Origin of the sequence: Anaeromyxobacter oryzisoli (genome assembly GCF_022690765.1) — a bacterium.
GTDB classification, from domain to species: Bacteria; Myxococcota; Myxococcia; order Myxococcales; family Anaeromyxobacteraceae; genus Anaeromyxobacter; species Anaeromyxobacter oryzisoli.
In genome coordinates this window covers 84,088-94,164 of sequence record NZ_JALCZA010000014.1, presented here as the reverse complement: position 1 = coordinate 94,164, position 10,077 = coordinate 84,088, and the positions used below count along the sequence as shown (strand labels likewise).

Here is a 10,077-nt window from a genome sequence, read left to right as displayed (position 1 = left end):
AGGCCGGCCCCGGGCGCGACGCGCGGCCCGAGGTCGCCGGCGGCGCGCGCGAGGGCGGCGCGGCGGCGGTGCAGGGCGACGGCGCCGAGGACGGCGGCGACGGCGACCGCGAAGAGGAGGCGGAGGGCGCCGGGGTCGGCGAGGCGGAGCCCCTCCCCGAGGACGTCGAGCGTGAGCGGCGGGGCCGGCACGTCGGTCACGGGAACGCCCTCCAGCGCGTGGCCCCGAGGACGAGCCCGGCGAGGGCGAGCCAGAACGCCGGCGCGAGGAGCCGCGGGAACAGCTCGACGGGTCGGGACGTGCCCGTCGCCTCGAAGATGCGGGTCTTCTCCATCCGGTCGAGCACCTGCTGGAGCCCGTGCTCGAGCGTCTCGCGGTCGGTCGCGTTCGCGTACACACCGCCGGTGACCTGCGCGATCCGCTGGAGCAGCCCGGGGTTCACCGGGAACTCCCGGTACTGGTAGACCGGCTGGCCGAACAGGTCGGCGCCGATCGGGTACGGCACCACCCCGCCCTTGCCGACGAGGATGGGGAAGACGCGGATGCCGAGGGTCCGGGCCATCTCGGCGGCCTCCAGCGGCGCGAGCTGGCCGGAGTTGTTCTCGCCGTCGGTGATGAGGACGATCGCCTTCGACTTCGCGTCGGACTCCCGCAGCCGGTTCACCGCGGTGCCGAGCGCGTTGCCGATGGCGGTGCCGTCCTCGATCACGCCGAAGTCGAGCCGGTCCACCAGGGCGCGGAGGATGCCGTAGTCGAGCGTGAGCGGCGCCTGCGTGTAGGCGTCGCCGGCGAAGACCACGAGGCCGATCCGATCGCTGGTGCGCCGGCCGATGAAGCCCTTCAGGACCTCCTTCGCGACGTGCAGCCGGTTGTCCGGCTTGAAGTCGGCCGCCTTCATGGAGGTGGAGAGGTCGAAGGCGATGACGATGTCGATCCCCTCGACCTGGCTGGCCTCGGGGCGCCGCTCGCGCGCCTGGGGCCGGGCGAGGGCGACCGCGGCGAGGCCGAGCGCGGCCACGACGAGCGCGTGCGGGAGCCACCAGACCCGGGCCACGACCCCCCGCCCGGCGCGGGCGAGGGTGGCGGCGCGGGGGTGGCGGAGCCGCGGTGCGCGGCGGCGCTCGAGGAGGATCGCGGCGATCGCGAGGGGGATCGCCGCGAGGAGGACGAGGGCCCACGGGTGGGCGAGGTGCAGGGGAGCGGGGATCACGCCGAGCTCCCATTCCGATTCGCGGACGGACTCTCCGTGCCCGTGCCCGTGAGCGTACCCGCCCCCGTGCCCGCGTCCCGCGTCCCGTGGCCCGCGCCCCCTGGCCCGGCCTCCCTGCCGTCGCGGGCCACGGCCGGAGATTCCCCCACCGGTTCCGAGCCCGGAGGCCTGCGCGTCCGCGCGAGGAGCTCCCGCGCGAAGGCGCTCGCGGCGTGGCTCGCCTCGGGGGCAGGCTCGGCCTTCGCGAACTTCACCAGGTCCGCGGTGGCGAGGAAGCCGCCGAGCGCCTCGGGGGCGATCCGCGGATCGCCGCTCCGCTCCACGACGGCGATCAGCTCGCCGGTGGTCAGGTCGAGGGCGTTCGCCCCCGTGATCGCGCCGAGGTACTCGCGCACGATCGCCGAGAGGCGCGCCACGTGCTCCCGGCCCATCCCGCGCGCGGGGAGCCGCTCCGCCTCGAGCGCGTCGAGCCGCCGCTCGAACCGGACGTCGGCGGGGAGCGGCACCGGCGGCTCCGCGGCGCCCCGGGCCCGGGCGCGCCACCACCGCCAGCCGAAGAAGGCGGCGAGCGCCGCGGCGACGACGCCGATGGTCCACCAGACGAGCGCGAGGGACCGGACCAGGAGCGGCGCCGGCGGGGCGATGTCGCGGAGCTCGAGCTTCCCGGGCGGCGCGGCGGGGTCGATGATCCCGACCCCGGTCACCCGCGGCCCGGGTACGCGCAGGACCGCCGGACCGCCGGGGGTCGTCACCGGGAGGACGAGCTCCGGGACGTCCTGCGGCCCGAGCGCGAAGAGCGCGAGGGTCAGCGTGCAGGTGGTGGTGACCTCGCCCTTCGCCTCCGCGCGCTGGCAGCGGCCGTCCTGGGCGCGGAACGGCGCGAGGACGGGCGCGGCGGGGAGCGCGTACGACTCGTCGCCGCGGTGCCGGATCTCGATCGCGTAGCCGAACGGCTCGCCGAGCTTCACCTCGGCCTTCTCCGCCCTGGCCTGGAACGAGAGCGGCCGCGCGGCCGGCGCCGCGGCGGGCGCCTCCGGCCCGGGCGCGGTCGCCGCGACGGAGGCGGCGAGGGAGGCGACGGCGGCGAGGAGGACGCCCGCGCTCACCCGAACCTCCGCGCCCGCGCCCGGAAGAAGGCGAGCAGGGGCGAGACGTAGTCGGCGTCGTCCGCCCGGACATGGACCGGGTCGAGCTCGAGCCGGGCGAAGAGCTTCCGGAGCGCCTCGTCGTCGGCGCGGAGCGCGTCGGCGAGCCCCCGGCGCACGCGGCGATCGGCGAGATCCACGCGCGACACCGTCCCCGTCTCCGGATCCTCGATCCAGGCGAGCCCCGACGTCGGCAGCTCCGCCTCGAGCCGGTCGGAGATCCGGATCGGGACGACGTCGTGCTTGCGCGCGGCGATGCGCAGCGCGCGCTCGTAGGGCGGCGCGCCGCCGGCGCCCTCGACGAAGTCCGAGAGGAGGAAGGCCACCGTCCGGCGGCGGAGCGCGCGCCGGAGGTACTCGAGGGCGGTGCCGACGGAGGTGCCGCGGGAGCGCGGCCGGAACTGGAGGATCTCGGAGACCAGCCGGAGCGCGTGCCGGCGCCCCTTCCGCGGCGGCACCGCCCGCTCGACGCGGTCCGTGAACAGGACGAGCCCCACCCGGTCGCCGTTCGCGACGGCGGAGAGGGCGAGGAGCGCGGCGATCTCGGCGGCGACGTCGGCCTTGGTCCGCTCGCGCGACCCGAAGTCGGTGGAGGCGGAGAGGTCGCAGAGGATCATCACCGTGAGCTCGCGCTCCTCCACGAAGCGCTTCACGTGGAGCTGACCGGTCCGCGCGGAGACGTTCCAGTCGATCGAACGCACCTCGTCGCCGGGCGCGTAGGGCCGGACCTCGCTGAACGCCATGCCCCGGCCCTTGAACACGGAGTGGTACTGGCCGGAGAGGGTGTCCTCCACCGCCCGCCGCGTCGCGAGCTCGATGCGCCGCACGCGCTGCAGCAGATCCCGCGCGTCCGAGCGCGGGCCGGCCGCCCCTGGCCGCGCGCCGATCACGGCACCTCGATCCGATCGAGCACCTTCGAGACGACCTTCTCCGGCGTGAGCTCCTCCGCCTCCGCCTCGTAGGTGAGCGTGATCCGGTGCCGGAGCACGTCGTAGGCGACCGCCTTCACGTCCTCGGGGGTGACGAAGGCGCGGCGGCGGAGGAAGGCGTGCGCGCGCGCCGCGAGGGCGAGGAACAGCGTCGCGCGCGGCGAGGCGCCGTACTCGACGAGCCCGGCCAGCTCGGGCAGGCCGTGGCCGCGCGGGTCGCGGGTCGCGAAGACCAGGTTCACGATGTAGTCCTTCACGCGATCGTCCATGTAGATCCGCAGGACGGTCGCGCGCGCCGCGGCGAGCTCCTCCGGGCCGACCACCTTCCCGGCGCGGGGCGGCGTGGACACCACCATCCGGTCCATGATGACGCGCTCCTCCTCGCGCGTCGGGTAGCCGACCTTCACCTTCAGCATGAAGCGATCGACCTGCGCCTCGGGGAGCGGGTAGGTGCCCTCCTGCTCGACGGGGTTCTGCGTGGCGAGGACGATGAACGGATCCGGCAGCGCGAAGGTCTGGTCGCCGAGGGTGACCTGGCGCTCCTGCATCGCCTCGAGGAGCGCCGACTGGACCTTCGCGGGCGCGCGGTTCACCTCGTCGGCGAGCACCACGTTCGCGAAGACCGGCCCCTTCTTCGGGGAGAAGGTCTGCGACCTGGGGTCGTAGACCTGGGTGCCGATCACGTCGGCGGGGAGCAGGTCCGGCGTGAACTGGATCCGGCTGAAGGCGCAGTCCACCGCGTCGGCGATGGTCTTGACCGCGAGCGTCTTCGCCAGCCCCGGCACCCCCTCGAGGAGGACGTGGCCGCCCGTGAGGAGGCCGATGAGGGCCCGCTCGACCATGTAGCGCTGGCCCACCACGACCTTGCCGGTCTCGGCGAGCAGCGCCTCGACGAAGGCGGCGCGCGAGACGAGCTCGTCCTGCACCGCCTGGATGTCCGCCCGGATGTCCGCCCGGATGTCCGTGCCCAAGGAGTCCCCTTCTTCCCGAGAGTCGCCGGGAGAGCTTAGCCCGCGCCCGGCCGAGGTGGGAGAACAGCCGACGGGCGGGCGTGTTCCCCGGGCGGCGATTCGCGGCGTCGGCGCGCCGTCCCACGTTCAGGGCGGGTTGGCGGCGCTCGCGGGTCCGGGCCGACCCCGGGTGCGCGCGGCGCGGCGGGAGGGGCTTCACCTCGGGCGCCACGAACAACGCAGCGTGAGATCAGTGAAATTCACGATCCGTCCTGAGGTGGTGCGGGGGCCCGAATCACGGTGGGTCATGGTGACCCGACGTGAATCGATCGATCGCGGTCGGCGCCTGTCGGGAAATGCGCACCTCGACGACGCAAGTTGGATTGCGTAGGGTGAGTCACGATTCGTCAATCGGTCGGTGTGGCCTCGTCGTTACACGAACGTTCTGAAACGTTGTGACAGCAACGGAGGAACACGAGATGAGCAACTCGGGCAACTCGAATATGGGCCGGCGTTCGCTCCTGAAGGCGACGGCGATCGCGGGCGCAGGGATGCTGCTCGGTGGCAAGGCGGAGGCCGACGAGCGGCAGGGCGGCGCGCGTCGCCACCACACCCCGCCCCGCCGGATCACGGGCGTCCTCGCCCCGGCCATCACGCCGTTCCAGGCCGGGACCTACAAGCCGGACGTCAAGCGGTACATCCGGCACTGCCGGTGGCTCCTGTCGCACGGGTGCTCGGCGCTCGCGATCTTCGGGACCAACAGCGAGGCGAACTCGATGTCCCTCGAGGAGCGCGAGCAGCTGCTGTACGAGCTCGCCGACGGCGGCGTGAACCCGAGCGACCTGATGCCCGGCACGGGCGCCTGCGACGTCCCGAGCGCCGTGCGGCTCACCCGCGCCGCGGTCTCGGTCGGCGCGTCGGGCCAGCTCATGCTGCCGCCCTTCTATTACAAGGGCGTCCCCGACGACGGGCTGTTCCGCTACTACTCCGAGGTGATCCAGCGCGTGGGCGACTCGGGGATGCGGATCTACCTGTACCACATCCCTGGTACCTCGGGCGTGGCCATCCCCCTGCCCGTCATCGAGCGGCTCGTCAAGGCGTACCCGGTCGTCGTCGCGGGCATGAAGGACAGCGGCAACAACTTCACGTTCACGCAGTCCGTCATCTCCGCCGTCGGCAGCGTCTTCGACGTGTTCGTGGGCAGCGAGCAGTGGCTGCTCCAGAACATGCGGGCGGGCGGCGTGGGCTGCATCAGCGCCACCGCCAACGTGAACCCCGGCGCCATCGACCGCCTCTTCCGGACCTGGCAGGCCGCGGACGCCGATGCGCAGCAGGCCGCGCTGAACGTCGTGCGCGGGATCTTCTCGTCGTTCCCGATGATCCCGGCGCTCAAGTACGCCGTCTCGTACTACGGCGCCGATCCCGCGTGGCCGACCGTGCGGGCGCCGTGGGTGGAGCTGACCGCCGCGCAGGGCGCGCAGCTCGTCTCGAAGCTCGCCGCCGTCGGGTTCACCATGCCCGGCCTCCAGACGACGCGCTGACCTCCGGCCGTGGGGGGGGGGGGGGGGGGGGGCGGCGGGGGGGGGGGGGGGGCGGGCCCGGCGCCGCCGCCGCCCCGCCCCCGCCCGGTCGAGCGCGGCGCGCCCCGCGCGCCGCGGGCGCGCCGCGCCCTTCTCACCGCATCCCTTTCCTCGAACGGAGTGATCGCGACATGTCCAATCCCATCCGCGGCCTGCTGCTCGCGCTCGTCCTCGCCCTGCCGGCGGGGGCGACCCGGGCCGAAGACGTCGTGCGCGTCGGCAACCTCAAGTTCGTCCAGTACGGCGCCGTCTCGTACATGAAGGTCATCGGGCACAAGTACGGCTTGAAGGTGGAGGAGAAGTTCTTCGAGAAGGGCATCGACGTGATGGCCCAGATCAAGGCCGGCACGATCGACATCGGCGCGGGCGCGACCGACGCCGCGATCGAGGGCTACGCGAACGGGACGCCGCTCTACATCGTCGCCGGCCTCGGCCGCGGCGGGTCGATGCTCCTCTCCCGCAAGAGCCTGCCGATCAAGAAGATCGAGGAGCTGAAGGGCAAGAAGGTCGCCGTGCTCCACGGCTCGGCCCAGGAGCTGATGCTCTACGCCGAGCTCGTCCAGCACAAGCTCACCTGGTCCGTGAACGCCGGCCAGGACGTGCGCATCGTCCAGACCAGGGCCTCCGCCGAGGCGAACAAGCTGCTCCAGGCGGGCACGGTGGACGCCGTCTGCGAGTCCGATCCCTACGCGAGCCAGGCGATCAGCGGCGGGTTCGGCCGCGAGATCATGAAGCCGTACGACACGCCGCTCGGCGAGCCGGTCCGCGCCCTCGTCATGACGAAGAAGATGTACGAGAACCGCGACCTGGCCCAGCGCGTCCTCCGGTGCTTCGTGGAGGCGACCCGGACCTTCCAGGCGCAGCCGGCCCTGGCCGAGAAGTACACCCGCGAGACCGTCTTCGGCGGCACCCTCAACCACCAGGACTACGCGGACAGCGCCGCGAACGGGCCGCTCACGACCGACATCACGCTCAACTACGTGCAGAACACCGCGTACTTCATGGTCAAGTACGGCGCGGGCAAGCTGCCGATCCACCCCGTCGCGGCGGACTTCGTGCGACTCGACCTGCTCGAGGCCGCGAAGCGCGCCCACGGCAAGTAGCGCCGTCTCACCCTGGCTCGACGGAGGTTCCGTGCGCGTCACCCTCGGCTTGAAGGTGCTCAGCCTCATCAGCGGATCGATGGCCCTGCTCGCCGCGATCCTCCTGGGCGCCGACAACTACCAGACGAGCGGGATGTTCCAGGATCAGCTCAGGGAGCGAGCCCGGGCGGTGGCGCTCGGGCTCGCGAACAACCTGGGATACGCCACGTTCGCGGGCGACCGCGCTGGGCTCCAGGCCGCCGCCGACGCGACGGTGCGGGACCTCCCCGACATCGGCTACGTCCTGCTGCGCGGCGCCGACTCGCAGGTCCTCGCCCACGCCACCGATCCGGATCTCGGCAAGGTCGCCCCGGAGCAGCTCGGGACGCCGCGGCAGCCCGAGGGGCGCACGCCGGTGGAGCGGGCCCAGACGGTGCAGGGCGTCCCGGTGATCGAGGTGTCCGTCCCGATCATCCTCGAGGAGGTCGGCGCGGCGCACACCGCAGACGGGAGCGCTGGGCGGCGGGTGGGCCTCGCCCAGGTGGCGTTCCGCGCGGACGAGATCCGGCGCGAGCTCCGCGCCGCCTACGCGCGCTCCATCGTGCTCGGCCTCGCGATCTTCGGCGCCTGCCTGCTCGGGGCCCTGTTCCTCGCCCGGATGATCACGCGCCGGCTCGAGCGGCTGACGCGCGCGGCGGCGACCATGGCCGGCGGCGACCTCCAGCAGAGCGTCGAGGTCGGCGGGAACGACGAGATCACCGAGCTCGCCTCGAGCTTCGGGCGCATGGCCGAGTCGCTCCGAGGGATGGTGATCGACGTGAAGTCCGCCGCGAACGCCGTCTCCACCGCGAGCGACGCCATGGCGGCGAGCACGGTGCAGATGTCCGAGGGGGCGGCGGCGCAGGCGTCCTCGGCGGAGGAGGCCTCCTCGTCCATCGAGGAGATGGCCTCCGGGATCCGTCAGAACGCCGCGAACGCCGGCCAGACGGAGCGGATCGCGAGCGAGACCGCCCAGACGGCCATCGAGGGCGGCAAGGCGGTGACGGAGACGGTGGCCGCCATCCGGACCATCGCCGATCGGATCTCGATCGTGGACGAGATCGCGTACCAGACGAACCTGCTCGCGCTGAACGCGAGCATCGAGGCCGCGCGGGCCGGCCAGCACGGGCGCGGGTTCGCGGTCGTGGCGGTCGAGGTGCGCAAGCTCGCCGAGCGCAGCCGGGTGGCGGCCAAGGAGATCGGCGACCTCTCGAGCTCGAGCGTCCAGCTCGCCGAGCGTGCCGGCAAGCTCCTCGGCGAGATCGTCCCGGACGTGCAGCGGACCGCCGCGCTCGTCGCGGAGATCACCAGCGCGAGCCGCCAGCAGAGCACCGGGACCGAGCAGCTCCGCCGCGCGATCCAGCAGCTCGACGTGGTGACCCAGCAGAACGCGGCGTCGGCGGAGGAGATCTCCGCGACCGCCGAGGAGCTCTCGCAGCAGTCCCGGGCGCTCCAGGCGAGCGTCGCCTCGTTCCGGACGGCCGCGGACGCCGGCCCGGAGCGGGGAGCCGCTGGCCCGCGGGCCGCCCCGGGCGCGCCCAGCGGCAACGCCGCGTCTCACTATCAGGGGGCGCGTCGAGACGAGGTCGTCCCGCTCCAGCGGTGACGTCGGAGGAACGGGTCGCAGGCAGCCGGGCCTCGGTGCGGTACAGTCCCCCCGTGTCCCCCGACTCCTCCGCGCCGTCGCCCGCCCCGCCGGGCGACGCGCGCTGGTCACGTCGCGTCGCGCTCGCCGCCGCCCTCGCGCTCGGCGCCGTCGCCCTCGGCGTCCTGCTCGTGGCCCGTCCCGGCCGTCCGATGTGGTTCGACGAGTGCGTCACGGTCGCGCTCGCGCGCTATCCGCTCGCGCAGCTCCTCGGCCAGCTCGGCGGCACCGAGGCGAACGGCGCCCTCTACACCGTCTTCCTCGCCGCCCTCCTCCGTGTCACCGATCCGCTCGGCCTGGACGCCCTCGCCGTCGCGCGCACCCTCTCGGCGACCTTCGGCGTCATCGCCGTCCCGGCCCTCTTCCTCGCCGGACGTCGACTCGTCGGCGACCGGGCCGCGCTCGTCGGAGGCGGCCTCCTCTCCGTGAGCCACTTCCACGTCTTCTATTCGCTCGAGGCGCGCTCCTACATGCTCGCGCTCCTCCTGGTCGTCCTCTCGACGCTCGCGCTCCTCGCGCTCCTCGAAAAGCCGCGGCCGGCGGCGGCCGTCGCCTTCGGCCTCCTCGCCGCCCTCGCCACCTGGGCCCACCTCTTCGCCGCCTTCGTGCTCGCCGCCCAGGTCCTGGCCGCGCTCCGCCACCCTGGAATCCGCCGCGCGCGCGCCTGGCTCGCCTTGGGCGCGGCGATCGGGGGCGTGGGCGCGGCCGCGGCCATCGTCCTCGCAATGCACGGCGACGGCGGCCAGACGGCGTGGATCGGCCCGCTGTCGTGGGGCCAGGTGGCCATGGTCTTCGTCCACCTCGCCGGCGGCGCGCGGCTCCTCCTCCTGCCGGCGGCGGCTGGCGCGGTCGTCGCGGCGGTCGTGGCGAGTCGCGGCGGCGAGCGCGGGTTCGGCGCGGCGCTGGCGCTCGCCTGGGTGGTCGTCCCGGTCGGCCTCGCCGTCGCCGTCTCGGCGGTGAAGCCGCTCCTCGTGGCCCGCTACCTCCTCGTGGCCCTGCCCGGCTTCACCCTCCTCGTCGCGCTCGGGATCTGCGCGCTCCGCCGACCCCGGCTCGTCGCCGGGGCGGCCCTCCTCTTCGCCGTCGTCGCCGCCTACGAGGTGGGGCGCGACCGGCGCGCCGTGCCGCCGTGGCAGCCGATCGACCGGGTCTCGGCGCGCCTCCTCGGGATCGCCCGCCCCGGCGACGCGCTGGTGGTCAGCCACCCGGCGCTCGCCGTCTCCATCGACCGGGAGCTGGCTCGACTCGGCCTTGGTCCGGGGCCGGAGCGCGTCGAGCCGGTCCCGGGCGACCCGCTCTCGCTCGACGGCGCGTCGCGCCCGCCGCTCGATGCGCGGCTCGCCGGGCGGGCCGGGGCCCTCTTCGTGCTGCGCGACGAGCGATCGGGCTCGGCTCGCGCCCGCGCCGCGTTCGGGATCGGCGCTCGCGTCACCGACGACGAGGAGGTGGGCGGGGTCCGGCTGCTCCGCCTGGAGCGCCCGCTCGGGCGCTGATCCC

At 74.1% G+C, this 10,077-nt stretch carries 9 protein-coding genes; 4 read left to right on the top strand and 5 right to left on the bottom strand.

What is annotated here, in order from left to right; genetic code table 11:
* The 5 genes from MNZ27_RS07355 to MNZ27_RS07335 form a co-directional block, all read right to left on the bottom strand.
* Positions 1-200: hypothetical protein (locus tag MNZ27_RS07355; protein WP_242393394.1), on the bottom strand; the 200-nt coding region annotated here is incomplete at its 3' end.
* Positions 197-1,210: a vWA domain-containing protein gene (locus MNZ27_RS07350; RefSeq protein WP_242393393.1), complete on the bottom strand. Its 1,014-nt coding sequence runs from the start codon at positions 1,208-1,210 to the stop codon at positions 197-199. The genes MNZ27_RS07355 and MNZ27_RS07350, both read right to left, overlap by 4 nt.
* A complete protein-coding gene (locus MNZ27_RS07345) occupies positions 1,207-2,316 on the bottom strand; it encodes a hypothetical protein (protein ID WP_242393392.1) in 1,110 nt (369 codons plus the stop codon). The genes MNZ27_RS07350 and MNZ27_RS07345 overlap by 4 nt, the downstream gene beginning before the upstream one ends.
* Entirely contained in the window at positions 2,313-3,245 is a 933-nt protein-coding gene (locus MNZ27_RS07340; protein WP_242393391.1) for a DUF58 domain-containing protein, read from the bottom strand. The genes MNZ27_RS07345 and MNZ27_RS07340 overlap by 4 nt, the downstream gene beginning before the upstream one ends.
* Complete coding sequence (locus MNZ27_RS07335) at positions 3,242-4,255, bottom strand: AAA family ATPase (protein ID WP_242393390.1); 1,014 nt, start codon at positions 4,253-4,255, stop codon at positions 3,242-3,244. Before MNZ27_RS07335 ends, MNZ27_RS07340 begins: the two co-directional genes overlap by 4 nt.
* 458 nt (positions 4,256-4,713) lie before the next feature.
* Between MNZ27_RS07335 and MNZ27_RS07330 the strand changes: the two genes are divergently transcribed.
* The 4 genes from MNZ27_RS07330 to MNZ27_RS07315 all read left to right on the top strand — a co-directional run bounded on the left by MNZ27_RS07330 (position 4,714) and on the right by MNZ27_RS07315 (position 10,073).
* On the top strand, positions 4,714-5,775 hold the full coding sequence (locus tag MNZ27_RS07330) for a dihydrodipicolinate synthase family protein (protein WP_242393389.1): 1,062 nt from the start codon (positions 4,714-4,716) through the stop codon (positions 5,773-5,775).
* A gap of 170 nt (positions 5,776-5,945) precedes the next feature.
* On the top strand, positions 5,946-6,917 hold the full coding sequence (locus tag MNZ27_RS07325; protein WP_242393388.1) for an ABC transporter substrate-binding protein: 972 nt from the start codon (positions 5,946-5,948) through the stop codon (positions 6,915-6,917).
* Positions 6,918-6,948: 31 nt separating this feature from the next.
* A complete protein-coding gene (locus MNZ27_RS23950; RefSeq protein WP_242393387.1) occupies positions 6,949-8,541 on the top strand; it encodes a methyl-accepting chemotaxis protein in 1,593 nt (530 codons plus the stop codon).
* A gap of 53 nt (positions 8,542-8,594) precedes the next feature.
* On the top strand, positions 8,595-10,073 hold the full coding sequence (locus tag MNZ27_RS07315) for a glycosyltransferase family 39 protein (protein ID WP_242393386.1): 1,479 nt from the start codon (positions 8,595-8,597) through the stop codon (positions 10,071-10,073).
* Positions 10,074-10,077: the final 4 nt, after the last annotated feature.